Raw genomic sequence first — 25,314 nt, 5'->3', positions numbered from 1 at the left:
CTGTAAGAGGTATGGACGACTACCGGATCGAGCACGACTCGATGGGCGAGGTACGCGTACCCCGCGAGGCGAAGTGGCGGGCGCAGACGCAGCGGGCGGTGGAGAACTTCCCGATCTCCGGGCAGCGGATCGAGCGCGCGCACATTCAGGCGCTGGCGCAGATCAAGGCCGCCGCCGCCAAGGTGAACGCCGGGCTCGGCGTGCTGGACAAGGAGATCGCGGACGCGATCGAGCAGGCGGCGGCCGAGGTGGCCGACGGGAAGTGGGACGCGGACTTCCCGATCGACGTCTTCCAGACCGGCTCCGGCACCTCCTCGAACATGAATACGAACGAGGTCATCGCCACCCTGGCCACCGAGCGGCTCGGCCGGGACGTCCACCCCAATGACCACGTCAACGCGTCGCAGTCGTCCAACGACGTCTTCCCCTCCTCGATCCACATCGCCGCCACCGCCGCCGTGACCCGCGACCTGATTCCGGCCCTGTCCCGGCTCGCCGAGGCGCTGGAGGCGAAGTCCGCGGAGTTCGGCACGGTGGTCAAGGCCGGGCGCACCCATCTGATGGACGCCACACCGGTGACGCTGGGCCAGGAGTTCGGCGGGTACGCCGCCCAGGTGCGGTACGGGATCGAGCGGCTGACGGCGGCGCTGCCGCGGCTGGCCGAACTGCCGCTGGGCGGCACCGCGGTGGGCACCGGGATCAACACGCCGGCCGGTTTCGGCGCCGCGGTGATCGCGGAGGTGGCCGAGCGGACCGGACTGCCGCTGACCGAGGCGCGCAACCACTTCGAGGCGCAGGGCGCCCGGGACGCGATCGTGGAGACCTCCGGGCAGCTGCGGACCATCGCGGTGGGCCTGACGAAGATCGCCAACGATCTGCGCTGGATGTCGTCGGGCCCGCGCACCGGCCTCGCCGAGATCAGCCTGCCCGACCTCCAGCCGGGGTCGAGCATCATGCCGGGCAAGGTCAACCCGGTGATCCCCGAGGCGGTGCTGATGGTGGCCGCCCAGGTCACCGGCAACGACGCGGCAATCGCCACCGCGGGCGCGGCAGGCAACTTCGAGCTGAACGTGATGCTGCCGGTGATCGCCCGCAACATCCTGGAGTCGGTGCGGCTGCTGGCGAACGTCACCCGGTTGCTCGCCGACCGTACGGTGGACGGCATCACCGCGAATGTCGAGCGGGCCAGGGAGTACGCCGAGTCCTCGCCGTCGGTGGTCACCCCGCTCAACCGCTACATCGGGTACGAGGCGGCGGCGAAGGTGGCCAAGACCTCGCTGGCCGAGCGGAAGACCATCCGGCAGGTGGTGATCGAGAGCGGTTATGTCGAGGCGGGGAAGCTGACCGAAACGCAACTCGACGAAGCGCTCGACGTGCTGCGTATGACCCATCCGTAACACCTGGTCCGTAAGCTCTGTTCATGACAGCCGACGTCGACACCACATTCAGGAACGGACCGCAGCGGCACTTCTGGGCCCCCGGCGATCAAGTGCTCTGGCGCTATCGCGGCAACGGCACCGACGAGGTCCACATCTGCCGGCCGGTCACTGTGGTGCGTGACGACGAGGAGCTGCTCGCGGTGTGGCTGGCGCCCGGCACCCGGTGCGTGAAGCCGCTGCTGGCGGACGGCACGCCGGTGTACCGGGAGCCGCTGGCCACCCGGTACACCAAGCCGCGGGTCGCGGCCGAGGACAAGTGGTGGGGCGCGGGTGTGCTGAAGCTGGCCCGGCCCGGCGAGCCGTGGTCGGTGTGGCTCTTCTGGGACGAGGGCTGGCGGTTCCGCAGCTGGTACGTGAATCTGGAGGAGCCGCTGCGCCGCTGGTCGGGCGGGGTGGACTCGGAGGACCACTTCCTGGACATCTCGGTGCACCCGAACCGCAGCTGGCAGTGGCGGGACGAGGACGAGTTCGCGCAGGCGCAGGCCGACGGGCTGATGCCGGCCGCGACGGCGGCCGGCGTCCGGCGGGCGGGACGGCAGGCGGTCGGGGTGATCCGGGCCTGGGGGCCGCCGTTCGGCGACCACTGGCAGGACTGGCGGCCCGACCCGGCCTGGCCGGTGCCGGCGCTCCCCGCGGACTGGGACCGCCCCGCCGACTGATACCGGTACGGTGCCGGTATGGTGCCGGTACGTACCAGTACGTACCGGGCCGGCACCGCTTCGATGCCAGTACGGGCCGATCGGTACCGCCCGGCCCCTTGTTGCTTCCTTACCCCGCGACCGTAGGATCGTGTGGTCCGGAAGACTGCACAAACGCCAACCGCGGCCTAGAGTTTGACGCCACGTCACGGGCGGGTGATCCGCGACAGCGAGCATGACCCCGCAAAGCAACCGCCGGCGGCATGTGCCCGGGCACCGGCGCACTGCCGCCGCACCACACACCAGCAGCCAGATCGCGGACCGTCAGGGAGGCCCTGAGCAGTGGGAACCGGCAACGACGAGCAGCCCCCCGCCGGGCTGCCCGAAGACGACGGCCCCGGCCGGGAGCGTACCGGCCAGGCCGAGGCGTTCGACGCGATCGGCGACCGCTACGACGAGGCGTTCCCGCACAAGGAGGGCCAGCTCGCGGCCGGCGAGTGGCTCGCCTCCTCGCTCCCGGCCGGCTCCCGGGTGCTGGACCTCGGCTGCGGTACGGGGGTGCCGACCGCGCGGCAGCTCACCGACGCGGGACTGCGGGTGACCGGCGTGGACCTGTCGGCGGGGATGCTGGAGCGGGCCCGGGCCAATGTGCCGGCCGCGGAGTTCATCCGTGCCGACATCGCCGGGCTCGGCGACGGCGGGCCGCTGACCGCGGGCTCCTTCGCCGGCGCGACCGCGTTCTTCGCCCTGCTGATGCTGCCCAGGGCCGAGATCCCCGGCACGCTGCGGTCCGTGCACGCTCTGCTGGCGCCCGGCGGTCTGCTGGCGCTGTCGATGGTGGAGGCGGATGTGGACAACGTGCCGATTCCTTTCCTCGGCAACATCATCCGGGTGTCCGGTTACCTCCGTGACGACCTGCGGCGGGTCGTGACGGACGCGGGCTTCGAGGTGGTCAAGGAGGATTCCTACGCGTACGCGCCGGCGAGCGTCGAGGTGCCGCCCGAGGAGCAGGTCTTCCTCTACTGCCGACGCGCCTGACGACCTGACCGGGCCCGAGCCCCGCCGCACGCCGGCCCGCGGCGGCGCACCGACGGATGGAACGACTCGCGTGACCACCGACCCGCCCCGCCCGACCGCGGCGGACCCCCTGCCCGGGGGCGCCGCCGATCCGTACGGCGTCCTGCCCGGCGCCGGACCGTTCCCGCCCACCGGCGGCCCGGCGCTCCCCCACCCGCTGGACGCCACCGGTCCCGTGGACCTGTGGCGCGCCCAGCACCAGGAGCGGCACGAGGCGCACGAGCACGCGGACCGGAACGCCGGCGGGAAGAACGCCAGGGAGGACTCCCCGGCCGGGGGCGGTCCGCACCCCGGGAGCGACCCCGAGCGCACGGCGGCGGGCGGCGACCCCGTACCGTACAGCCGACCGCAGACCGAACTGCCGCATCCGCCGATCCCGGCGCACGGCAGCGGGTGGGCACCGGGCACGACAGACGGGAGTGAGGCGTTGGGCGCGTATCTGAGCACGCCACCACGAGGAATCCCGCTGGACGCGGCCGGGCACCCCGGCGAGGAGGACTCGGTGGGCATGCGCATCCCGATGCCCGTACAGACCGGTCCCGAGGCGGACCGGCTGCGGTACGTCGGCGCCGCGACCCGGCGGATCGCGCGCGGGCTCGACCTGGACGAGATCCTGCTCGGCCTGTGCCGCTCGGCGGTGCCCGCCTTCGCCGACTCGATCATGGTCTATCTGCGTGACCCGCTGCCGGTCGGCGACGAGCGCCCGTCGGGCCCGCTGCGGCTGCGGCTGCGGCGCGCGGACGGCGGCCTTGACGGTCCCTCCGACGACAGCGCCCCGGTCGGTGCCCTGCCCGTCCTGCCGGCCCTGGAGCCCGCCTACGGCTCCGAGCCGATCAGCGTGCTGCTCGACGGTCCGCTGGCCGAAGTGCTGCGCGGGGTACGGCCGGTGTTCGCCGACTCGCTGCGGGCCGCGGACGCGCTGGCGGAGCTGCTCGGCCACCCGGAGAGCCCGCTGCCGACCGGCCGCCGCGCGCTGGTGGCCCCGCTGCGCGGCCGGCGCCGGGTGATCGGCGCGGCCGTGCTGCTGCGCCGCCCCGACCGGCTGCCCTTCGAGGCGGACGACCTGCTGGTGGCCGCCCAGCTCGCCACCCACACCGCGCTCGGTGTGGACAAGGCGGTGCTCTACGGGCGTGAGGCGTACATCGCCGACGCCCTGCAGCGCGAGATGCTGCCGGACTCGCTGCCGCAGCCCACCGGCGTCCAGCTCGCCAGCCGCTATCTGCCGGCCGCCGAGTCGGCCCGGGTCGGCGGCGACTGGTACGACGCGATTCCGCTGCCCGGCAGCCGGGTGGCGCTGGTGGTCGGCGATGTGATGGGCCATTCGATGACCTCCGCGGCGATCATGGGGCAGCTGCGGACCACGGTGCAGACCCTCGCCGGGCTCGACCTGGCACCGCAGGAAGTCCTGTACCACCTGGACGAGCAGGCCCAGCGGCTCGGCCAGGACCGGATGGCGACCTGCGTCTACGCCGTCTACGACCCGATCGCCCACCGCCTGGTGGTGGCCAACGCGGGCCACCCACCGCCGATCCTGCTCCACGCGGACGGCCTCGCCGAGGTGCTCCGGGTCCCGCCGGGGGCGCCGATCGGCGTCGGCGGGGTGCCGTTCGAAGCCGTCGAGCTGCCGGCGCCGGCCGGGGCGACCCTGCTGCTCTACACCGACGGCCTGGTGGAGTCCCGCAGCCGCGACGTGTGGGGCGGCATCGAGCTGCTCCGCGAGCGGTTGCGTGACGCGGCGACCGTGGTGTCGCCGCCGCCTCTTGAGCCGCTGTGCGACGAGGTGCTGGAGATCCTCGGGCCGGGCGACCGTGACGACGACATCGCGCTGCTCGCGGCCCGCTTCGACGGGATCTCGCCGAGCGATGTCGCGTACTGGTTCCTGGAGCCCCAGGCGCAGACGGCGGGCCGCGCCCGCCGACTGGTCCGGCAGGCGCTGCGCCGCTGGGACCTGGACGACCAGCTCGACGCGGCGGAACTGCTGGTGAGCGAGATCGTCACGAACGCGGTGCGGTACGCCGAACGGCCGATCACCCTGCGGCTGCTGCGGACCGATGTCCTGCGGTGCGAGGTGGGCGACGACGCGCCCCTTCTGCCGCGCATGCGGCACGCGGCCCCCGAGGAGGAGGGCGGCCGCGGGCTCTATCTCGTGAACCGGATGGCCCAGCGCTGGGGCGCCACCCGCCTGGGCGCCGGCAAAGTCGTCTGGTTCGAGCTCCCGCTTTAAGGGGGGTACCAGCACGCCTCGGGGTGCCCCCTCCTGCCGGTCTCGCGGTGCCGCTGCGTCGTGGCTTGTCGCGCAGTTCCTCGCGCCCCTTCGGGGCCCGCACCCCGGTGCCCAAACGTCCGCCGGTGGCCGGTTGCTCGCGCAGTTCCTCGCGCCCCTCGGTAGTTGCTGTACCACGTCGTGGCACCCATACGCCGGGGGTTACGCCGGTAGCCAGCGAGCCGAAGGGCGCGCCGGTGTCGAAAGGGAGAACGCGCGCAGGGAGCGAGGAACGAGCGAGCGAGCACGGTCGACTGTCGACACCGGATTTAAGCGCCCGGAGGCGAGAGGGCGGCAAAAAAAGGGGAAAGGGCGGTGCCCACACGGACAACGGCACCGTGGACCAGGGCACCCTTACTCCCGACCCGCACCCCGCTACGGCACCGTGACTTCCGGCCCGTACCCCCGTGCGGCACCCACACTCCCAGCCCGCACCCCGCTACGGCACCCGCACCCCCGGCCCGCACCCTCTTCCGGCACCCGCACTCCCAGCTCGCACCCCCCCACGGCACCGTCACTTCCAACCCGCACCCCCCCCACGGCACCCACTCCCCACCCCTCTCACGTAAAGTCACCCCCTGGTCGCTCGGCGTGCTGGGTGGCACGTTTGGTGCGAGGGTGGGTAGCAGCCCACGCGAGCGACGCGATCCACGGTGTCCGCAGACCGGCACCGGACGGGAGGACATCCCCGATGACCACCGACTTCCAGTTCACGACGAACAACGCCGGCATCCCGGTGGAGAGCGACGAACACTCGCTCACCGTCGGCCGGGACGGCCCGATCCTGCTTCAGGACCACTACCTGATCGAGAAGATGGCCCAGTTCAACCGGGAACGGGTCCCCGAACGGGTGGTGCACGCCAAGGGCAGCGGGGCGTACGGCCGGTTCGAGGTGACCAACGACGTCAGCCAGTTCACCAAGGCCGACCTCTTCCAGCCGGGCCGCAGCACGCAGATGCTGGCCCGGTTCTCCACGGTCGCCGGCGAGCAGGGCAGCCCCGACACCTGGCGCGACCCGCGCGGCTTCGCGCTGAAGTTCTACACCGAGCACGGCAACTACGACCTGGTCGGCAACAACACCCCGGTGTTCTTCGTCCGGGACACGATCAAGTTCCAGGACTTCATCCGCAGTCAGAAGCGCCGCCCCGACAACGGGTTGCGCGACAACGACATGCAGTGGGACTTCTGGACGCTCTCCCCGGAGTCCGCGCACCAGGTCACCTGGCTGATGGGCGACCGCGGCATCCCGAAGTCGTACCGGCACATGAACGGCTACGGCTCCCACACGTACATGTGGATCAACGGCGCCGGCCAGAAGTTCTGGATCAAGTACCACTTCAAGACCGACCAGGGCATCGACTTCCTCACCCAGGAGGACGCCGACACGATGGCCGGGCAGAACGCCGACTACCACCGGCAGGACCTGTGGGAGGCAATCGACCGGGGCGAGCACCCCTCGTGGACGCTGCGGGTGCAGGTGATGCCGTTCGACGACGCGCCGGACTACCGCTTCAACCCGTTCGACCTGACGAAGGTGTGGCCGCACAGCGACTACCCGCTGATCGAGGTCGGGCGGATGACGCTGGACACCAACCCGGAGGACTACTTCGTCCACATCGAGCAGGCCGCGTTCGAGCCGTCGAACATGGTGCCCGGGATCGCGCCGTCGCCGGACAAGATGCTGCTCGGCCGGCTCTTCTCGTACCCCGACACGCACCGGTACCGGATCGGCCCGAACTACGCCCAGCTGCCGCCGAACCGCCCGCACGTGCCGGTGCACTCCTACGCCAAGGACGGGCCCATGCGGTTCGAGCCGAACCGGGTGGGGGCGCCGTACGCGCCGAACTCGTACGGCGGCCCGCACGCGTCACCGGAGGCGTACGGGGACATCGCCGGCTGGCAGGCCGCGGGTGAGATGGTGCGGGAGGCATACAGCGCGCACCGCGAGGACGACGACTTCGGGCAGGCGGGCACGATGGTCCGCGAGGTGCTGGACGACGCGGCCCGCGACCGCCTCGTCTCCAACATCGCCGGCCACCTCAGCGACGGCGTCTCCGCGCCGGTCTTCCAGCGCGCGCTGGCGTACTGGCGCAGCGTCGACCAGACCCTCGGCGACCGCATCGCCGCGGCGGCCAAACCCGCCTGACCCAGGCGGCCCCCGCAGAGCGCAGCCCCGGAACACGTGATCACATCCCGTGCTCCGGGGCTGCATCCGTCCCGCTCGCCGCTTCCCACGGCCTCTTCCGCCGGAGGCGTGGACGTATTATTGTGATAGCACTTGGATAAGTTCACAGCATCACAAGAAACGGGGTACCCCCATGACCGAGCGACCGCACGGCACGCCCGCGCCCGATGTGCCGGAGATGCCCGCCCCGCGGGTGCAGGAGCGGCGGGCGGCGGGGATGCCCGGGCTGCCGTTCCTGCTGCTCGCGCTGCTCGTCGTGGCCGGCGGCATCGCGCTGATCGCGGTGGGCGCGGCCGAGGCGAAGGACGGTTCCAAGGGGCTGGGGTCCACCCTCATCGTGGTGGGCTCCCTCGTCGTGGTCGCCGCCCTGATCACCCTCTTCGGCCTCACCCAGGTCGCCCCGGGCGAGGCCCGGGTCTGCCAGCTCTTCGGCCGCTATCAGGGCACCATCCGGCAGGACGGCCTGCGCTGGGTGAACCCCTTCACCAGCCGCCGCAAGATCTCCACCCGGCTGCGCAACCACGAGACCGCCGTGCTCAAGGTGAACGACGCCTACGGCAACCCGATCGAGCTCGCCGCCGTCGTGGTCTGGCAGGTCAGGGACACCGCGCAGGCCGTCTTCGAGGTCGACAACTTCACCCAGTTCGTGTCCATCCAGACCGACACCGCGGTCCGCCACATCGCGACCCGCTACCCGTACGACGCCCACGACGGCGTCGCCCTCTCGCTGCGCGGCAACGCCGAGCAGATCACCGAGCAACTCTCCACCGAGATCACCGCCCGCGTCGAGTCGGCCGGCGTCACCATCATCGAGTCCCGCTTCACCCATCTCGCCTACGCTCCCGAGATCGCCTCGGCGATGCTCCAGCGGCAGCAGGCCGGCGCGATCGTGGCGGCCCGGCAGACCATCGTGGACGGCGCCGTCGGCATGGTGGAGTCCGCGCTGGCCCGGATCGCCGAGCAGGACATCGTCGAACTCGACGAGGAGCGGAAGGCGTCGATGGTGAGCAATCTGCTGGTCGTGCTCTGCGGCGACCGCGCCGCCCAGCCGGTGCTGAACACGGGCACGCTCTACCAGTGACCGACGAACAATCCCGCGCCCGGGCCCGCAAGCAGGTGCTGCTGCGGCTCGACCCCGCCGTCCACGACGCGCTCGCCGCGTGGGCGGCGGGGGAGCTGCGCAGCACCAACGCCCAGATCGAGTACCTGCTGCGGCGGGCGCTGGCCGACGCCGGCCGGCTCCCGGCCACCGCCCGCCCGATCCCCCGCCGTGGCCGCCCCCCGAAGTCCGGGGAGGCGCCGGACGGGCCGACGGTCACACCCGAGTAACCGCCTCCACCGCGCTGACCTGCGAGAACAAGAAATCCAGTACGTTATTCACCATGGGTATACATGCGATGTATACCCATGGTGTACTGTGCTCCGCATGTCAATCGGCCACACCCTGCTCGGACTTCTGGAGTCCGGGCCGCGCCACGGTTACGACCTCAAGCGCGCCTTCGATGAACGCTTCGGACACGACCGCCCCCTCGCCTACGGGCAGGTCTACTCGACGATGGCCAGGCTGCTGAAGAACGGCCTGGTCGAAGTCGACGGCATAGAGCCGGGCGGCGGACCCGAGCGCAAGCGGTACGCGATCACTGACGCCGGCATCACCGACGTCGGGCAGTGGCTCAGCCAGCCGGAGAAACCCGAGCCCTACCTGCAGACGACCCTCTACACCAAGGTCGTCCTCGCCCTGCTGACCGGCCGCCCGGCGGCCGATCTGCTGGACACCCAGCGCGCCGAACACCTGCGGCTGATGCGGGAACTGACCCGCCGCAAGTCGGCCGGCGACCTCGCGGACCAGCTGATCTGCGACCACGCACTCTTCCATCTGGAGGCGGATCTGCGGTGGCTGGAGCTCACCGCGGCCCGGCTCGACCAGCTCGCCGCGGAGGTGGCCCCGTGACCGGCCCGACCGAACCCCTGCTCGTCGCGACCGACCTGCGCAAGACGTACGGTCCGACCCCCGCCCTCGACGGCGCCGACCTGACCATCAGGGCCGGAGAGGTGGTGGCCGTGATGGGCCCCTCCGGCTCCGGCAAGTCGACGCTGCTGCACTGCCTGGCCGGCATCGTACGGGCCGACTCCGGCGAGGTGCTCTACCGCGGCCGTGACCTGATGACGATGTCCGACGGCGAACGCAGCGCGCTGCGCCGCTCGGACTTCGGCTTCGTCTTCCAGTTCGGCCAGCTGGTGCCCGAGCTGACCTGCCTGGAGAACGTGGCGATGCCGATGCGGCTCGGCGGCGTCAAGCGGCGGACCGCCGAGGAGAAGGCGCTCACCTGGCTGGAGCGCCTGGAGGTCTCCGACATCGCCGGCAAGCGGCCCGGCGAGGTCTCCGGCGGCCAGGGCCAGCGGGTCGCGGTGGCCCGCGCACTGGTCTCCTCCCCCCGGGTGGTCTTCGCCGACGAACCGACCGGCGCCCTCGACTCGCTCAACGGCGAACGGGTGATGCGGCTGCTGACCGAGGCCGCGCACGACACCGGCGCCGCCGTCGTCCTGGTCACCCACGAACCGCGGGTGGCCGCCTACTCCGACCGGGAGATCGTCGTGCGGGACGGGAAGTCGCGCGACATGGAGCGGGTGTCATGACCAGCTCGCCAGGACCGCTCGTCGGCTTCGACGCGATCCGCCCCCGCGGGCCGCGCGGCCAGGAGCCGGAGCAGCCCGCGACCGTCCGCACCTGGATACGCGATCTCGCGCTCGGCGTCCGCTTCGCCGCGGGCGGCGGCCGCGAGGGCTGGACCCGCACGGTGCTGACCGCCGTCGGCGTCGGGCTCGGCGTGGCGCTGCTGCTGCTCGCCGCCGCCATCCCGTCGATGATGAACACCCGCGACCAGAAACGGGTGGCCCGGGACATCTCGACGGCCGCCTCCATCACCAAGCCGAGCGACCGTTCGCTGCTGGTCGCCAACGCCCGTACGACGTACCACGACAAGGACATCACCGGCGTCCTGGTGCACCCCGAGGGCAGCAGGCCGCCGGTACCGCCGGGTCTGCGCCACCTGCCCGCGACCGGGCACATGGTGGTCTCCCCCGCGCTGAAGAAGCTGCTGGCCGGCGCGCCGCTGCTGCGGGAACGGCTGCCCGGGACCATCGACGGCACCATCGGACAGGCCGGTCTGATGGGCCCGGCGGAGCTGTACTACTACGCCGGCAGCGACCAGCTGCGGCCGTACGACGCCAGTTACACCCAGGGCAACGCGGGCCGGGTGGTGAGCTTCGGCTACAAGAGCAACTCCGAGGCGCTGGGTCCGGTCTTCGACCTGCTGCTGATCATCATCCTGGTGGTGCTGCTGCTGCCGGTCGCGGTGTTCATCGGCACGGCGGTACGGTTCGGCGGCGAACGCCGGGACCGCAGGCTCGCGGCGCTGCGGCTGGTGGGCGCCGACACCCGGATGACCCGCCGGATCGCCGCCGGGGAGGCGCTCTTCGGGGCGGTCTTCGGTCTGGTGCTCGGCGCGGTGTTCTTCCTCCTGGGCCGGCAGTTCGGGTCGACCGTCACCATCAGGGACATCTCGGCGTTCCCCTCCGACATGACGCCCAGCACCGGGCTGGCGGTGGTGATCGCGCTGGCGGTTCCGGTGGCGGCCATCGTGGTGACCATGCTGAGCCTGCGCGGCACCGCGATCGAACCGCTGGGCGTGGTCCGGCAGTCCGCCGGCCGCCGGCGCCGGCTGTGGTGGCGGCTGCTGATCCCGGCGGTCGGCCTGCTGCTGCTCGCCCCGCTCTTCGGCGCGGTCAAGGGCGACGCGCACATCAACGAGTACCAGGTGGCGGTGGGCACCATCCTGCTGCTGATCGGGGTCACCGCGGTACTGCCCTGGGTGGTGGAGGCCGTCGTCGGCAAGCTGCACGGCGGCCCGGTCGCCTGGCAGCTGGCCACCCGCCGTCTCCAGCTGAACAGCAGCGCGTCCGCCCGGATGGTCAGCGGGGTCACCATCGCGGTGGCCGGCGCGATCGCCCTGCAGATGCTCTTCACCGGGGTCAGCGGGGACTTCCGCAGCGACACCGGCGCCGACGCGACCAGGGCGCAGGCCCAGGTCAGCGTGCCGGCCACCGGCGGCAGCCGGACCCAGGAGTACATCGACAAGATCGCCGCCACCAAGGGCGTCAAACAGGTCTTCGGCTACTACGACGCGCGCGCCACCCAGCCCGGCGCGAGCACCTCGGCCGGCACCGACTGGGCCTATCTGCCGCTGGAGGTGGGCGACTGCCCGACGCTGGAACAGATGGCGCGGATCACCTCCTGCCGGCCCGGCAGCAGTTTCATCGTGCTGCCCGGGCCCGAGACCGGCGACGACGGCGACATGGCGAAGTACGCCAGGCCGGGCGCCAGGATCGACCTCAATGTGCCGGACGGCGAGAAGTACACCGGCAAGCCCGACCTGTGGACGATCCCGAAGTCGGCCAGGACGGTGCCCGCCCGGGTCGACCCGGCCGGCAACACCGGCTACGGGATCTACGTCACCCCGCAGCTGGTGGACACCGCGAAGCTGGCGTCGCCCAGCTCGCAGATCATGGTGAGCCTCGACCCGAAGCAGCCGGACGCGATGGAGTATCTGCGCAACACCGGGGTGACGTTCGGGCTCGGCACCTATGTGATGACCATCAGGGACACCACGGAGAAGTCCGGCTTCACCCAGCTGCGGCGCGGCCTGTTCGCCGGGGCCGTGCTCACCATGGCGCTGATCGGGGCGAGCCTGCTGGTGACGATGCTGGAGCAGTTGCGGGACCGGAAGAAGCTGCTGGCGGTGCTGGTGGCCTTCGGCACCAAGCGCACCGCGCTGGCCTGGTCGGTGCTGTGGCAGTCCGCCATCCCGATGGTGCTCGGCCTGCTGCTCGCCTGCGCCGGCGGCATCGGCCTCGGCTGGGCGCTGCTGGCGATGGTGGGCCGCTCCTTCCACGCCGACTGGAACAGCGTCCTGTCGATGTCCGGTGTCGGCGCCGCGGTGGTGCTGGCCGTGACCCTGCTGAGCATGCCGCCACTGTGGCGCCTGATGCGGCCGGACGGTCTGCGTACGGAGTGACGCCCGCGAGAGGAAGGGGCGGCCGGGAACACTCCCCCCGGCCGCCCCTTCCGCCGTCGCCGCGACCGCCTGGCGGAGCGCGGTGGTGACGGCGGGTCAGGGCACGGTGGTGACGGCCGGTCAGGCCTCGACCTCGACGGCCTCAGCGCCCGGTTCCGCACCCGGCCCGGCTGCCGCTTCCGCGCCAGGCTCAGCGCCCGGTTCCGCACCCGCTTCCTCGGCCGGCGGGACCTTCGCGCCGGCCGCCGGGCCGTCCGCCGGGGCGGTGGGGCCGGCCGCTGCGCCGGACTCGCTCTCCGCCGCCAGGGCCGCCGCGCGGGCATGTGCGCGCAGATAGCTCACGACCGTGTTGCCGACCGCGACCAGCGGTACGGCGGTCACCGCGCCGCCGATGCCGGCGACCAGCGAGCCGGCCGCCACCGAGAGGACCACCGCGAGCGGGTGGACCCGCACTGCCCGGCCGAGGATGAACGGCTGCAGGATGTGGCCCTCGATCTGCTGGACCGCGAGCACCACCACCAGCACCATCAGCGCGGTGAACGGCCCCTCGGTGACGAGCGCGACGACCACCGCGATGGCGCCGGAGGCCACCGCGCCGACCAGCGGCACGAAGGAGGCCAGGAAGATCACCACGGCCAGCGGTACCGCCATCGGCACACCGAGGAAGAAGATCCCGACACCGATGAAGATCGCGTCGATCAGCGCGACGAGCACCGTGCCGCGTACGTACAAGGTGAGGGTGTGCCAGGCGCGCGGTCCTGCGCCGGCCAGGCCGTCCCTGGCCTGCTCGGGGAAGAGCCGCAGCACCCACTGCCAGATGTTGGGGCCGTCGAAGAGCAGGAACAGCGTGCTGAACATCGCCAGCAGCATGCCGGTCAGCAGCTCGACGATGACGGTGACGCCCTGCAGCCCGGCGTCGGTGAGCGCCTGGGTGTTGTGCCTGATCGCCTCGCTGAGGTTCTTGGCGACCTGGTTGATCTGGTCGTCGGTGACATGGAAGGGGCTATTCAGCAGCCACTTCTTGCCCTCGGCGACACCGTCCTGAAGGCTGCCGGAGAGATTGTCGATGTTGTCCATGACCTGCCAGACAACGAACCAGCCGACCAGGCCCATCACGATGAAGCCGCCGATGAAGACGGTCGCGGTGGCCAGTCCGCGGGGCACGCCCATCCGCTTGAGCCGGGCCACGAACGGCTGCAGCAGCGCGGTGATCAGCAGCGCCGCGGCGAAGGCCAGGACGACCAGGCGGACCGCGCCGATGATGCGCATCAGCACCCAGACGGTGCCTGCCAGGATCAGCAGCCGCCAGCCGACCTCGGCGGCGACCCGCATACTCCACGGCACCACGGCGACCGGGTCGGTGGCCGGACGGGGGGCACGCCGGGCCACTGCGGCCACGGGCGGCACGGCGGGTTCGTCCGCTACGGCCGCGGCGGGCCGGGACGTGCCGGCTGCCTTGGCAGCGGTCCTGGGGGCGGTTGCGGCGGGGGTCGCGGGGGCGCCGGCGGTGTTCCCGGCCGCCTCCGCGGGGGCAGGCGCCGGTTCGGCGGGGGCGGGTACAGGTATGGCTGCGCCGCCGGCCGCGGGTTCGGCGGCCGAGTCGTCACCGGGCGCCGCGTCACGCGCGGACACCGCGACGTGCCGCTCCTCGATCCGGCCGGCCAGATGGGCCAGCCCGGAGGCGAGCGCGGAACTCCAGTGGCGCTTTTCCGGCATCCTGCTCTCCCCCTAGACCCCTTCGGCCGTCAACGGTACGTCAGGCCGACTGTGACGCTGCTGTGGGAGACGACGTTACCCGGGACCGGGGTTGCCCCCGGTCCCGGGTAAGGGAGTCGTAAGCCGTACGGAGCCCGGCCTAGTAGGAGTGGTGGCCCTGCCAGTACTCCCAGGCGCCGCAGGGGCTGCCGTAACGGCTGTTCATGTAGTTCAGGCCCCACTTTATCTGCGTGGCCGGATTGGTCCGCCAGTCCGAGGCGACCGATGCCATCTTCGAACCCGGGTTGGACTGCACCAGGCCGTAGGCACCGGAGGACGGGTTGGTCGCGGTGTAGTTCCAACCGCTCTCGCGGGAAACGATGTTGGAGAAGCAGGCGTACTGGCTGCTGCCGACGATCTCCCTCGCCATCGCCTGGACCTGCGCCACCGAGTAGGAGGCCTGGATCGCGAAGGACGCGCTGGCGTCACCCTGGTTGGCGGCTTCTTCCGCCTTCTTCTTCGCTTCCGCGTCCGCGGCCTTCTTCTTCGCCGCGGCGTCCTTGGCCGCCTGCACGCGGGCCGCCTGCTCGGCCGACTGCCTCGCTGTCGCGTCAGCGGCGTCGGACTGAGCCTGGATCTGCTCGGTCAACGATGCCTGCTGTACCTGCTGTCCAGCGGGGATGTCCGCGAGGAGGGTGGTCGTACCGGCCGCTTCCACGGGCTCGGTGCTGGTGCCCTGCTGGTCGGCGCCCGACGCGACGCCCACGACGGCGCCCACAGTGGTGACGGCGGTGGCGGATGCCACCGCGAGCCCCCGGACCGAGATCCGGCTCACACGGTTTCCTTCCGGAATCGCCCGTTCGGTGACCGCACGGACGCAATCGTGCCCCTGGCGCTGCCCCCCCTGTCCGGTCCGCCGTACGGGCCGGGCGGTCACGGGGGTACTGGCCCGGTGCGAAATCCCTTGCGGGGTCCGCGTGGTGCTCGGGCGGCTCATGGCGGTCGTTGTGGATTTGTGTGGTGTCGCTGATCCCACGCCCCGAGGGGTGTAGGAGTGCCATAAGCGGGGCCTGACAGCCTCACACCCTGCCGTACGCGGACGCCGCGCGGCAATTTCCGGTTGAGTGGCAAACTTCACACGCTGCGAACGGCGGTAATTCCCCCCGCCGAAGCCCTGAAAACGCTAAGCTGCTGCGCCCTCCGGGGAGGACGCAGCAGCCGCAACTCACGTTATTCATGGCCAAATCAGGCCATCCTGCCGAACGGTCACGCCCCGCCGTCCTCCAGCATCTCGGTGACGAGCGCCGCGATGGCGGACCGCTCGGAACGGTTCAGCGTCACATGGGCGAAGAGCGGATGACCCTTGAGTTTCTCCACCACCGCGACCACGCCGTCGTACCGCCCGACCCGGAGGTTGTCCCGCTGGGCCACGTCGTGGGTGAGCACCACGCGTGAACCGGCACCGATCCGGGAGAGCACGGTCAGCAGCACATTGCGCTCCAGCGACTGCGCCTCGTCCACGATCACGAAGGCGTCGTGCAGCGAGCGGCCCCTGATGTGGGTGAGCGGCAGCACTTCGAGCATGCCGCGGGCCACGACCTCCTCGATGACCTCCTTGGTGGTGACCGCCGACAGCGTGTCGAACACCGCCTGCGCCCACGGGCTCATCTTCTCCGACTCGCTGCCCGGCAGGTAGCCCAGCTCCTGGCCGCCCACCGCGTACAGCGGCCGGAAGACCATCACCTTGCGGTGCTGACGGCGTTCCAGGACCGCCTCCAGGCCCGCGCACAGGGCAAGCGCCGACTTTCCGGTGCCGGCCCGGCCACCCATGGAGACGATGCCGACGTCCGGGTCCAGCAGCAGATCCAGCGCGACACGCTGCTCCGCGCTGCGGCCGTGGATGCCGAACGCCTCCCGGTCGCCGCGGACCAGCCGGACCCGGCCGTCGGGCGTGACCCGCCCCAGCGCCTTCCCCCGCTCGGACTGCAGCACCAGGCCGGTGTGCACCGGAAACTCCGCCGCTTCGGGCAGATCGATGGTCTCCTGGGCGAAGAGTGCGTCCACTTCCTCCGCGGAGACCAGCAGTTCCTCCATTCCGGTCCAGCCCGAGGTGATGGCGAGCTCGGCGCGGTACTCCTCGGCCAGCAGGCCGACCGAGGACGCCTTCACCCGCAGCGGCAGGTCCTTGGAGACGACGGTGACGTCGTACCCCTCGGCCTGCAGATTGCGGGCGACGGCCAGAATGCGCGAGTCGTTGTCACCGAGCCGGAATCCCGCGGGCAGCACCCCGGGGTCCGAGTGGTTGAGCTCGACACGGAGCGTGCCGCCGAGGTCACCGATGGGAATCGGTGCGTCGAGCCGGCCGTACCGGATCCGGAACTCGTCCAGCATGCGCAGGGCCTGCCGGGCGAAGTAGCCCAGTTCCGGGTGGTGGCGCTTGGCCTCCAACTCCGTCACCACGACGATCGGGAGCACGACCTCGTGCTCGTCGAAGCGGGTGAGGGCGCCTGGATCGGCCAGCAGCACGCTGGTGTCGAGTACGTACGTGCGCCGGTCGTGATCACGGCGATTCTTGCTGGTCACCACGTGTGGACGAACCCCCTCGGGAGAGGTGAGTCTTGCGGTCCGGCAGCCATGGTCCGGATGCCGGTCTGCCAGTGATATGCCCTGGAAAGCCGACGGCCATGCGGATGCACAGTGCAGTCATCGACAGGTCATCGACCGGTCACTGGCCGCTCATCCGCGGGCCGGCGGACTTCGCAGCAACCGTAACTCCGCAGGCAGGCCGATACCTAGCCCTTTTTGTCCACTCCGGACCGGTCCCGACCGGTCACGCTCCGTAGCGCCGGTGCCGGGCCGCGTAGTCCCGCAGCGCCCGCAGGAAGTCGACCTTGCGGAAGGCGGGCCAGAAGACCTCGCAGAAGTAGTACTCGGAGTGCGCGCTCTGCCAGAGCATGAAGCCGGACAGCCGCTGCTCGCCCGAGGTGCGGATCACCAGGTCCGGATCGGGCTGGCCTCGCGTGTAGAGGTGCTCCGCGATGTGCTCGACGTCCAGGATCTCGGCCAGGTTCTCGATCGTGGTGCCGCGCCCGGCGTGCTCGTGCAGCAGCGACCGTACGGCGTCGGCGATCTCCTGCCGGCCGCCGTAACCGACCGCGACGTTCACCAGGATCCCGGTCGCCCCGTGGGTGGCCTGCTCGGCCTCCTTGAGCACCTGCTGGGTGTGCCCGGGCAGCAGGTCCATGGTGCCGACGTGGTGCACCCGCCAGTTCCCGTTGGCGGCCAGCTCGGTGACGGCGTCCTCGATGATGCCGAGCAGCGGGACGAGCTCACCGGCCGGGCGGTCCAGGTTGTCGGTCGACAGCAGCCACAAGGTGACCACCTCGACGCCGGTCTCCTCGCACCAGCCGAGCATCTCGGCGATCTTGTCGGCGCCGGCCCGGTGGCCCTCTTCTGTGGTGCCGCCGGCCGCTTTGGCCCAGCGCCGGTTGCCGTCGAGGATCACACCGATGTGCTTGGGGGCCTGCGAAACGTCGAGGTGGTGTTCCACTCGGCGGGAGTACAGCCTGTACACCAGATCGCGCAGATTCATCGCGTACCAGCCCCTCCTGCGCTCGGACGCCCGGCCGCCACACTACTGCGCGAAGTGCCCTGCGGACGAACCAGGTCGGCCGCCGGGGCGCCGGACAGTAAGCGGTTCAACCACTCGTGATAAGCAGTGTCCGTGGATATCCGAAACCTCTACCGCGCCTCCGACGAGCGCTACGACTCGATGGAGTACCGCAGGACCGGCCGCAGCGGGCTCAAGCTCCCGGCCGTGTCGCTCGGCCTGTGGCACAACTTCGGCGACGACCGCACGCTCGGCTCGCAGCGGGCCATTCTGCGGCGCGCCTTCGACCTCGGTGTCACGCACTTCGACCTGGCCAACAACTACGGCCCGCCGTACGGCGCCGCCGAGGCCAACTTCGGCACCCTGTTCGCCCAGGACTTCCGTCCCTACCGCGACGAGCTGGTCATCTCGACCAAGGCCGGGTACGACATGTGGCCCGGGCCGTACGGCGAGTGGGGCTCGCGCAAGTACCTGCTCGCCTCGCTCGACCAGTCGCTCGCCCGGATGGGCCTGGACTACGTCGACATCTTCTACTCCCACCGCTTCGACCCGGAGACCCCGCTCGAAGAGACAATGGGCGCGCTGGCGACCGCCGTCCAGCAGGGCAAGGCGCTCTACGTCGGCATCTCGTCCTACGGCCCGGACCGGACCCGCGAGGCCGCCCGCATCCTGCGCGAGCTGGGGGTGCCGGCGCTGATCCACCAGCCGTCGTACTCGATGATCAACCGCTGGATCGAGACCGAGGGTCTGCTGGACGTGCTGGCGGAGGAGGGCATGGGCTGCATCGGCTTCGTGCCGCTCGCCCAGGGCCTGCTGACGGACCGCTACCTCGGCGGTATCCCGGAGGGCTCCCGGGCCGCCCAGGGCAAGTCGCTCAACCCGGCGCTGGTCAACGACGAGACGGTGTCGCGGCTGCGGGCGCTGAACGAGATCGCGGCCGGACGCGGCCAGTCGCTGGCGCAGCTCGCCCTCAGCTGGGTGCTGCGCGACCCCCGGGTCACCTCGGCGCTCATCGGCGCGTCGTCGGTGGGCCAGCTGGAGGCGAACGTCGCGGCGGTCGGCGCGGCACCGCTCACCGCGGAGGAACTGGCGGCGATCGACACGCATGCGGTGGAGCCGGAGGGTGTGAACCTCTGGTCCGTCAGCAGCGAGGCGTAGCTTCCCCGCGGGCCCGCCCGGGGGATGCCCCCTGAGCCCCTCTCCGGACCTCCCCCCGGCAGCGGGCTTGTCGCGCAGTTCCTCCCCCAGACTTCGTCCGGGGGGGACCCCCAGCGCCTCTGGCGGGGGACGGGCCCCGAAGGGGCGCGGGGAACTGCGCGCTCAGGGGGATTCGGCGGAAGGTCCGGAGACGGGCTCCGGGGGCACCCCGGGCGGGCACGGCGGGGGCAGCACGGGGACCCGGTTACACGAGCAGCGCGAGAAACGTTCCGAGCAGCATGAACGGCCCGAACGGAATCGGGGTCTTACGGTCCGCACGACGCGCAGCGATGAGCGCCAGTCCGGTCAGCGCCCCCAGCGCAAACCCCCCGAACGTCCCCGCGAAGACGGCCGGCCACCCGTACCACCCAAGAACCAACCCCAGCGTCGGCGCGAGCTTGACGTCGCCGAAGCCCATACCCGCCGGGTTGATGAAGAAGAGCAGGAAGTACAGCGCCCCCAGCGCCGCCCCCGCGATCAGCGCCCGCAGCCACGACCCCTGATGGTGCGGCAGCAGCGCCGCCACCCCGAGCAGCCCCGCCGTGGCGCCCAGCGCCGGCAGCGTCAGGACGTCCGGCAGCCGGAAGACCAGGAGGTCGACCCGGCCCAGCAGCACCCCCACCGGCACCAGCAGCAGCCACACCACGGCCTCGGGGTGCGCCCCGGCCCGCCAGGCCACCACCGCGCAGGCCACCGCACAGCCGGCCGCGGCCGAAGCGCCGAGCCCGTACCGCGCGGCCGGGCACCCCGGCACCCCGCAAGCCGCCGGGCCGAGCCAGCCCCGTACCGGGTGCCCCGACGGGCAGGCCGCGGCCCACGGCTCGTCCGCCGCCACGGCCAGCCGGTACGCCGCCCTCGGCAGCAGCAGTCCGGCGGCTATTCCCCAGACGGCGGCGGCCACGATCAGATAGACATGCACCGGCCGACCGTACACGCCGGGCTTGGGGGCTCTTGGGTGAGGCGATTGACGAGGCGCTGGCGCGACGGCGAGGGCGTACTGCGGGCGCCTGCCGCCGACGTACCGCTGCGGGTCGCGGCTTCGTACCGGGCCAGGACCCGCGGGCTGCTCGGGGTGGACGGGATCGAGGGCGCGCTGCTGCTGACCCCGGCGTCCAGCGTGCACACCGTACGGATGCGGTTCGCGATCGACGTCGCCTATCTGGACCGGCGGCTGCGGGTGGTCGCGGTACGCACCATGCCGCCCGGCCGGGTCGGCCGTCCGCGGTTCCGGGCCCGGCACGTGCTGGAGGCGGAGGCGGGCGCGTTCGCCCGGTGGGGCGTGGCGAAGGGCGCGGTGCTGACCGCCGTCCTCACGGGAGCCGCCGGCTCCGCGGGCTGAAGTAGACGCTGTTGACGATCTCGGGCAGCAGGGTCGGGTCGTGGTCGGCGCCGGTCACCACCCAGGCGTGGATCAGCAGCGGGCGGCCGTCGCGGTCCTGGACCTGCACGTCGACGTAGGCGGCGGGGCGGCCGTCGGGCGCGGGGCGGGCGTAGTTGAAGACCCGGGCGCGGTGGCCGTCGAGCACGAGGGTGTCCTTGCGGGCGTCGGCGGGTTCGGCGGGTTCGGCGGGCTCAGCGGGTCGGGCTCGTTCGGCGGGTTCGGCCGGCTCGGCGGCCGTCCCCGCCGGGGAGCGGGCGGAGTTCCCGGCCGGCCGCACGGTGAGGGCCCCGTCCGTACGGCCGTGCGCGTCCTTCAGTACGGCCCCGGTGCCGGTCTCGCGCCAGCTCTTGGGGTGCGCGACGGCCACGTCACCGGTCCTGAGGTACCGCCAGCCGTCCGGTGAGCCCGGCCCGACCGAGCACCCCCCGGCGGTCACCGCCAGCACCGCCACCGGCACCCCGTTTCGTACCGTTTTGTTCCACATCCGCATGCGGGCAATCTACGATGCGCCGCCCTCCGGTGTGCTGATAGGCATGCGGAATGCGCACCACCTGCGAAATGGACCCCAGCACCTCCCCGCTCCCCACCGACGACCCGCTGCTGCGCTGGGCGGCAGGGCAGCCCGGCGGCCCGTCCCGCGTCTTCGTGGCCGGCTCGGCCGTGGCGGTCGCGGCGCCCGGCCTTTCCGTCCTCGACCGGCTCGCGGTGACCGGCCCGCCGGCCGCGGTCGCCGCGCTGCTCCGGGAGGTGCTGCCCGAGGTCGGGCCGAGCTACCGGCCGCTGGGGGACCGGGAGTTGATCGACGCGGTGGGGGCCGAGCTGGGCGGGGTGCTGGAGCCTGTGGGGGACTTCGGGTGGATGGACCGGGGGGCGGCGGGGGTTCCGGCCGGCGTTCCGGCGGGGCTCCCCGCGCCCCGCGGCTTCGGGTGGCTGCCGCCCGGCGCCTGGCCCGAGGTCGACGCGCTGCTCGACGAGGCGTTTCCGGCTTCCTACGCCCGCCCCGGGCGCAGCGGGGCCGGTGAGCGGTGGGCCGGTGTCCGGCTCCCCGACGGGCGGCTGGGCGCGGTCGCCGCGCTCAGCTGGTGCTCGGCCACGGTCGGCCTGATCTCCGGCGTGGCCACCGCCCCCGCCGCCCGGGGCCGCGGGCTGGCCCGTACGGTCTGCGGCCCGGTCCTCGCGGAGGCGCTCGCCCGCTACGGCACCGCGGGGCTGTTCGTGGAAGACACGAATCCGGCCGCGCGGCGGCTCTACGGTTCGCTCGGGCTGCGCTACCGGCCGCTGCGGGCGGCCGCGGTGGCCGGGCGAGCCGCGGGGTGAGTGCGGGTGTGGCGCGGCCATGGCGCGATCGTGCGGGTGGGGGCCGGGCCCGGACCGGGAAAGAAAAAACGGGCCGGCTCGCAGGGGGGGAGAGCGAACCGGCCCGAGGGGGGGAGTTACACCGTACCGCGTCCGACCCACTGCTCAGGCCGTTACGCGGCAGGCGGGGTGAAAGTGATCTCGACCCTCCGGTTCTGCTGGCGCCCGCTTTCGGTGGAATTGTCAGCGATCGGGTAATCCTCGCCGTAGCCCCGCACCTGGAAGGTGTGGGATGCGTCACCGAGATTGTCGAGTTCCGTTGCCAGGACTTTGTAAACCGAGTCCGCGCGCGCCTTGGAGAGCACGTCGCCGTGCTCGCTGCTGCCCAGATTGTCGGTGAACCCGAAGACACGGATGGGTGACGAGACGTGTCGCGCGTTGATGTCGTTGGCGATGGCCTGGATCCGGCCGGTGGCGGCCGGCGCGAGCTTCGAGCTGTCCTTCCCGAAGAGCACCTCGGCCTGGAGGGCGTAGGTCACCGTCGAGTTCGACGTCTCCTGCCGCTGCTGCGGCTGGCTCGCGGCCACCGCGCTCTCGTCCGTCACCGACACGATGTCCAGCACCTTCGACGGCGCGAGCGTCGCCCCCTCGGGCAGCTTCAGCCCCGGCGAGGCGGGGTCGATCGCCACCGGCGCCGCCGGCGTGTCCTCCCCGGCGCTCGGCGGCGGGTTCGTGTCCGCCACCGCGACCGACCCGTTCACCGTCCCCGCGGCCAGCACCACGACCACCACCGCGCCCAGCGTCACCGCCACGGCCCCCGGCCTCCTCGAAGCGCCACGTTTCACGTCGGGCTCACCCCTCCGAGATGGTGATTTTGGCGGGGGGCATGGTCGGCAGCTCGAACTGCACCTGCGTGGTGGCCGCCGGAGGGGCGGGGAACTGGGCGAAGATCGGGCGGGATTCCTTGGGCTTGATGCCGATCAGGCCGGTCGTGCACAGGCACTTCCCGTCGGTGTCACGCAGGACGTAGTAACGCTTCTTTCCCGCCTCGTCGATCAGGACGGCGCCGGCCACCGATGGCCCGGACGGCACCAGCGCCGTCTCCTGTCCCCGCCAGGCCACCGCGTCGAAAATCGACGTGCCGTTATTGGTGAGCGTCCCCTGAACGGTCACATATCCGTCCTGGTCACGGACCGCCGAATTGAGCGTGACCACGACGTCGTCCGCGCCCTTGATCTGCGCGAGGATCTGGGTCGGTTCGGCTGAGGGTGTCTGGTCTCCCCCGGTCGTACCGTTGCCGGCCGACGTGGTCGCGCCGGTGGTCGGAGGCGTCGCGCCGCCGGCTTTGTCATCGCCCCCACCGCCACCGCCACAGCCGGCGAGCAGGACTGAGAGAGTGACAATCGCCGCCGCCGCGCCGGCCGTTCTGCGCCCGTGGCCCTTGCTCATTACGTGGGAACTCCTCACTGGTCAGCCGACGTCAGTCGCTCAGATGGACGGTGTAGAAGTCCGACAGGTTCAGAGTGAACCCCGACTGGGTCGGGTCGATGTCCAGCGGTCCGTTGTCGCAAGTGAAGTCCACAACAGGCTTGTTGGTCTCGTCCAGCACGCAGCGCGGTTCGATCACCGCGGTGGCGTGCGCCGTGGCGTGGATACCCTCGGTGCCCTTGACCACGGACCGGCCCACGGTCCCCAGCGAAGCGACTCCCACGTGCCAGCCCGGCGGGCCCGATACGGGGACGCAGGTGGTCACCCGGGCGCTGTTGTCCGCGGCATAGGTCGCCGCGGCGTCGGGGCAGCCCGCGCCGAGGCCCGCGGCCACATTGTCCAGTAGTCGCCGCAAAGCGTCGGCATCACCGGACAACAGCGCGGCCAGGAAGGCGTCATGCACCGCGTCACGCTGCTCACGGGCCGCCGCGATCGCCGCCGCGTCGGCCGCGGTCTGCGCGCCGTTGCGGACCACGGCCGCCTGACCGACCGCGAAGTAGGCGAAGGCCAGGAAGAACAGGGCGGCCATGGCGACGATGTAGATGCCGACGGTCTGGCCCCTGTCTCCGCGTGGCGCGCGGCTCAGGCGCCGGCGATCGCGCTGATCTTGTTGAGGATCGCGGTGAGGATCGCATCGCCGATGCTGGTCGTGCTGAGCACTCCGATGATCACCGCGATCACCACCGCCAGGCCGAGGTATTCCATCGCTCCCTGGCCGCGGTCGTGTCCGTGCTCGACCACCCGATTGCGGATCCGGACGAAGTGCCGGACTAGCCACCTGTTCATGATTGTTCGCCCCATCCTTTGTCACCTGGCTATTGCGTTCGGCGCCCGCGTACGGCCTGTCGGGGAAGGGGGACACGGCGCACCGCCTCTCGCTGGTCGTGGTGCGGATTCGCAGTAACTGGTTGCAGGTGCAAATATGGTTGCGAATGCAAAGGTACACCCGAGTCCCGGGCATCCGCACCCGGTTGAGCTGTGAGAGACCGAATTCCTGCGGGTTCCGCCGATATAGCGACACCCGCCAGCATGACTCCCAACTACCCTCCGTGGCACCGTAATCACCCATTTCCGAAGAGGTCCCCGAAGTGGGTCTGGGAGCCGATGATCGTGCCGGAGATCAAAAGGATCATGGTGGCCGGAACCAGCAGCAGGGTGATGACGCCGGTCGCGCGCGGGACCATCCGGGCTGCGCGGCGGCGGGCGTTCTGCGCTTCGGTACGGCGCATGTCCTGGGCGATCTGCAGCAGCGTGCGGGCGATGGGAGCGCCGAGCTCCTCACCTTGCTGGAGTGCGGAGACGAACTGGGCCACCTGCTCGCTGCGGTTGCGCTCGCGCAGCTGGTCGAAGGCGTCGCGGCGGCTGACGCCGACGTCCATCTGCCGAAGGGCGATGCGGATCTCATCCGACCAAGGGCCCCTGTAGACCGAGTTGACGCGTTCCAGCGCCTGCCGGAAGCCGAGGCCGGCGCTGACCACGACCGCGAGGACGTCCAGGAAATCGGGAAGCGTCCGCTCGATGTCGTCGCGGCGGCGCCGGACCGCCACCCAGATGGTGATGTCGGCGAACCACCAGCCGTAGGCAAGGACGAGCAACGCCAGCAGCCAACTCCCGCGGGAAAGAAGCACAAGACCGCCGAGCCCGCCGACGAATCCGTAGACGGCGCGGCGGGCCGCGTACCGCTCGACCGTCAGTCCGTACGGGTGGCCGGCGTGATCGAGTCGGTCCCGGATCCGGGCTATCCGGGCCGGTCCCATCATCCGCAGGACCATGGGAGCCCAGCGGATGCCGATCCGGTCAATGGCATTGCCTGTGCGGGTGGTTCGGGTCCGGCCGATCTCCAGGGCCAGCGCCAGGTCGTCAGGGAGCTTGACGTCCGCTCGCAGCAGTCCGATCGCGTAGACGACGCCGACCGCGCAGACGGCGAACGCCAGCGCGAGTCCAAGGCCGATCAGGGTCATCGTCGTCAC

At 71.6% G+C, this 25,314-nt stretch carries 24 protein-coding genes; 13 read left to right on the top strand and 11 right to left on the bottom strand.

Annotated elements, in window-relative coordinates; translation table 11 throughout:
• Window positions 1-11: 11 nt before the first annotated feature.
• From OG552_RS23300 to OG552_RS23255, 10 genes are all read left to right on the top strand, one after another.
• The gene (locus OG552_RS23300) at window positions 12-1,397 is read left to right on the top strand and encodes a class II fumarate hydratase (RefSeq protein WP_329135968.1); all 1,386 of its coding nucleotides are present in this window, start codon (window positions 12-14) and stop codon (window positions 1,395-1,397) included.
• Window positions 1,398-1,420: 23 nt separating this feature from the next.
• Window positions 1,421-2,098, top strand: a complete 678-nt coding sequence (gene fomD, locus OG552_RS23295; RefSeq protein ID WP_329135966.1) for a cytidylyl-2-hydroxypropylphosphonate hydrolase — start codon at window positions 1,421-1,423, stop codon at window positions 2,096-2,098.
• Window positions 2,099-2,455: 357 nt separating this feature from the next.
• On the top strand, window positions 2,456-3,115 hold the full coding sequence (locus OG552_RS23290; protein WP_329141027.1) for a class I SAM-dependent methyltransferase: 660 nt from the start codon (window positions 2,456-2,458) through the stop codon (window positions 3,113-3,115).
• Between the two features lie 70 nt (window positions 3,116-3,185).
• Window positions 3,186-5,378, top strand: coding sequence for an ATP-binding SpoIIE family protein phosphatase (locus tag OG552_RS23285; protein ID WP_329135964.1), 2,193 nt, complete (start codon window positions 3,186-3,188; stop codon window positions 5,376-5,378).
• Between the two features lie 730 nt (window positions 5,379-6,108).
• Entirely contained in the window at window positions 6,109-7,563 is a 1,455-nt protein-coding gene (locus OG552_RS23280) for a catalase (RefSeq protein ID WP_329135963.1), read from the top strand.
• Between the two features lie 172 nt (window positions 7,564-7,735).
• Window positions 7,736-8,683 (top strand): SPFH domain-containing protein, encoded by a 948-nt coding sequence (locus OG552_RS23275; RefSeq protein WP_329135961.1) that lies wholly within the window; start codon window positions 7,736-7,738, stop codon window positions 8,681-8,683.
• Window positions 8,680-8,931: a hypothetical protein gene (locus OG552_RS23270; protein WP_329135959.1), complete on the top strand. Its 252-nt coding sequence runs from the start codon at window positions 8,680-8,682 to the stop codon at window positions 8,929-8,931. Before OG552_RS23275 ends, OG552_RS23270 begins: the two co-directional genes overlap by 4 nt.
• A gap of 97 nt (window positions 8,932-9,028) precedes the next feature.
• Entirely contained in the window at window positions 9,029-9,553 is a 525-nt protein-coding gene (locus OG552_RS23265) for a PadR family transcriptional regulator (RefSeq protein ID WP_329135957.1), read from the top strand.
• On the top strand, window positions 9,550-10,239 hold the full coding sequence (locus OG552_RS23260) for an ABC transporter ATP-binding protein (RefSeq protein ID WP_329135956.1): 690 nt from the start codon (window positions 9,550-9,552) through the stop codon (window positions 10,237-10,239). The genes OG552_RS23265 and OG552_RS23260 overlap by 4 nt, the downstream gene beginning before the upstream one ends.
• Window positions 10,236-12,677, top strand: coding sequence for an ABC transporter permease (locus OG552_RS23255; RefSeq protein ID WP_329135953.1), 2,442 nt, complete (start codon window positions 10,236-10,238; stop codon window positions 12,675-12,677). Before OG552_RS23260 ends, OG552_RS23255 begins: the two co-directional genes overlap by 4 nt.
• Window positions 12,678-12,797: 120 nt before the next feature.
• On the opposite strand, the gene OG552_RS23250 is transcribed toward OG552_RS23255, so the two are convergent.
• From OG552_RS23250 to OG552_RS23235, 4 genes are all read right to left on the bottom strand, one after another.
• On the bottom strand, window positions 12,798-14,393 hold the full coding sequence (locus tag OG552_RS23250) for an AI-2E family transporter (protein ID WP_329135951.1): 1,596 nt from the start codon (window positions 14,391-14,393) through the stop codon (window positions 12,798-12,800).
• Window positions 14,394-14,532: 139 nt separating this feature from the next.
• Window positions 14,533-15,207: a transglycosylase SLT domain-containing protein gene (locus OG552_RS23245; protein ID WP_329135949.1), complete on the bottom strand. Its 675-nt coding sequence runs from the start codon at window positions 15,205-15,207 to the stop codon at window positions 14,533-14,535.
• Between the two features lie 431 nt (window positions 15,208-15,638).
• Entirely contained in the window at window positions 15,639-16,958 is a 1,320-nt protein-coding gene (locus tag OG552_RS23240; protein ID WP_329135947.1) for a PhoH family protein, read from the bottom strand.
• A gap of 244 nt (window positions 16,959-17,202) precedes the next feature.
• Window positions 17,203-17,964, bottom strand: a complete 762-nt coding sequence (locus tag OG552_RS23235) for an isoprenyl transferase (RefSeq protein ID WP_329135945.1) — start codon at window positions 17,962-17,964, stop codon at window positions 17,203-17,205.
• A gap of 132 nt (window positions 17,965-18,096) precedes the next feature.
• Here OG552_RS23235 and mgrA point away from each other — a divergent pair, with 132 nt between their 5' ends.
• Window positions 18,097-19,140 (top strand): L-glyceraldehyde 3-phosphate reductase, encoded by a 1,044-nt coding sequence (gene mgrA, locus OG552_RS23230; protein WP_329135944.1) that lies wholly within the window; start codon window positions 18,097-18,099, stop codon window positions 19,138-19,140.
• Between the two features lie 244 nt (window positions 19,141-19,384).
• Here mgrA and OG552_RS23225 read toward each other — a convergent pair whose 3' ends face one another.
• Window positions 19,385-20,098, bottom strand: coding sequence for an A24 family peptidase (locus OG552_RS23225; protein WP_329135942.1), 714 nt, complete (start codon window positions 20,096-20,098; stop codon window positions 19,385-19,387).
• Here OG552_RS23225 and OG552_RS23220 point away from each other — a divergent pair.
• Window positions 20,093-20,518, top strand: coding sequence for a DUF192 domain-containing protein (locus OG552_RS23220; protein WP_443071004.1), 426 nt, complete (start codon window positions 20,093-20,095; stop codon window positions 20,516-20,518). The two genes, OG552_RS23225 and OG552_RS23220, sit on opposite strands and share 6 nt — an antisense overlap.
• On the opposite strand, the gene OG552_RS23215 is transcribed toward OG552_RS23220, so the two are convergent.
• Window positions 20,490-21,050: a hypothetical protein gene (locus OG552_RS23215; RefSeq protein WP_329135938.1), complete on the bottom strand. Its 561-nt coding sequence runs from the start codon at window positions 21,048-21,050 to the stop codon at window positions 20,490-20,492. The two genes, OG552_RS23220 and OG552_RS23215, sit on opposite strands and share 29 nt — an antisense overlap.
• 68 nt (window positions 21,051-21,118) lie before the next feature.
• Between OG552_RS23215 and OG552_RS23210 the strand changes: the two genes are divergently transcribed.
• Complete coding sequence (locus tag OG552_RS23210; RefSeq protein ID WP_329135936.1) at window positions 21,119-21,877, top strand: GNAT family N-acetyltransferase; 759 nt, start codon at window positions 21,119-21,121, stop codon at window positions 21,875-21,877.
• A 152-nt stretch (window positions 21,878-22,029) separates the two neighbouring features.
• On the opposite strand, the gene OG552_RS23205 is transcribed toward OG552_RS23210, so the two are convergent.
• From OG552_RS23205 to OG552_RS23185, 5 genes are all read right to left on the bottom strand, one after another.
• On the bottom strand, window positions 22,030-22,668 hold the full coding sequence (locus OG552_RS23205) for an OmpA family protein (protein WP_329135934.1): 639 nt from the start codon (window positions 22,666-22,668) through the stop codon (window positions 22,030-22,032).
• A 40-nt stretch (window positions 22,669-22,708) separates the two neighbouring features.
• Window positions 22,709-23,305, bottom strand: a complete 597-nt coding sequence (locus OG552_RS23200; protein ID WP_329135932.1) for a hypothetical protein — start codon at window positions 23,303-23,305, stop codon at window positions 22,709-22,711.
• A 31-nt stretch (window positions 23,306-23,336) separates the two neighbouring features.
• Window positions 23,337-23,930, bottom strand: coding sequence for a pilus assembly protein TadG-related protein (locus OG552_RS23195; RefSeq protein WP_329141025.1), 594 nt, complete (start codon window positions 23,928-23,930; stop codon window positions 23,337-23,339).
• Complete coding sequence (locus OG552_RS23190) at window positions 23,927-24,130, bottom strand: hypothetical protein (protein WP_329135931.1); 204 nt, start codon at window positions 24,128-24,130, stop codon at window positions 23,927-23,929. Before OG552_RS23190 ends, OG552_RS23195 begins: the two co-directional genes overlap by 4 nt.
• 275 nt (window positions 24,131-24,405) lie before the next feature.
• The gene (locus OG552_RS23185; protein WP_329135929.1) at window positions 24,406-25,305 is read right to left on the bottom strand and encodes a DUF5936 domain-containing protein; all 900 of its coding nucleotides are present in this window, start codon (window positions 25,303-25,305) and stop codon (window positions 24,406-24,408) included.
• Window positions 25,306-25,314 lie beyond the last annotated feature (9 nt).

Origin of the sequence: Streptomyces sp. NBC_01476 (genome assembly GCF_036227265.1) — a bacterium.
Classification (GTDB): Bacteria; Actinomycetota; Actinomycetes; order Streptomycetales; family Streptomycetaceae; genus Actinacidiphila.
This window is presented reverse-complemented; position numbering and strand designations above follow the sequence as displayed.

Bases quoted from the DNA above. Each gene is read 5' to 3' on its own strand.
- OG552_RS23220 (WP_443071004.1), top strand. From the start codon at position 20,093: ATGCACCGGCCGACCGTACACGCCGGGCTTGGGGGCTCTTGGGTGAGG.
- OG552_RS23280 (WP_329135963.1), top strand. From the start codon at position 6,109: ATGACCACCGACTTCCAGTTCACGACGAACAACGCCGGCATCCCGGTG.
- fomD (WP_329135966.1), top strand. From the start codon at position 1,421: ATGACAGCCGACGTCGACACCACATTCAGGAACGGACCGCAGCGGCAC.
- OG552_RS23235 (WP_329135945.1), bottom strand. From the start codon at position 17,964: ATGAATCTGCGCGATCTGGTGTACAGGCTGTACTCCCGCCGAGTGGAA.
- OG552_RS23255 (WP_329135953.1), top strand. From the start codon at position 10,236: ATGACCAGCTCGCCAGGACCGCTCGTCGGCTTCGACGCGATCCGCCCC.
- OG552_RS23215 (WP_329135938.1), bottom strand. From the start codon at position 21,050: ATGCGGATGTGGAACAAAACGGTACGAAACGGGGTGCCGGTGGCGGTG.
- OG552_RS23200 (WP_329135932.1), bottom strand. From the start codon at position 23,305: ATGAGCAAGGGCCACGGGCGCAGAACGGCCGGCGCGGCGGCGGCGATT.
- OG552_RS23300 (WP_329135968.1), top strand. From the start codon at position 12: ATGGACGACTACCGGATCGAGCACGACTCGATGGGCGAGGTACGCGTA.
- OG552_RS23185 (WP_329135929.1), bottom strand. From the start codon at position 25,305: ATGACCCTGATCGGCCTTGGACTCGCGCTGGCGTTCGCCGTCTGCGCG.
- OG552_RS23265 (WP_329135957.1), top strand. From the start codon at position 9,029: ATGTCAATCGGCCACACCCTGCTCGGACTTCTGGAGTCCGGGCCGCGC.
- OG552_RS23210 (WP_329135936.1), top strand. From the start codon at position 21,119: ATGGACCCCAGCACCTCCCCGCTCCCCACCGACGACCCGCTGCTGCGC.
- OG552_RS23250 (WP_329135951.1), bottom strand. From the start codon at position 14,393: ATGCCGGAAAAGCGCCACTGGAGTTCCGCGCTCGCCTCCGGGCTGGCC.
- OG552_RS23190 (WP_329135931.1), bottom strand. From the start codon at position 24,130: ATGAACAGGTGGCTAGTCCGGCACTTCGTCCGGATCCGCAATCGGGTG.
- OG552_RS23275 (WP_329135961.1), top strand. From the start codon at position 7,736: ATGACCGAGCGACCGCACGGCACGCCCGCGCCCGATGTGCCGGAGATG.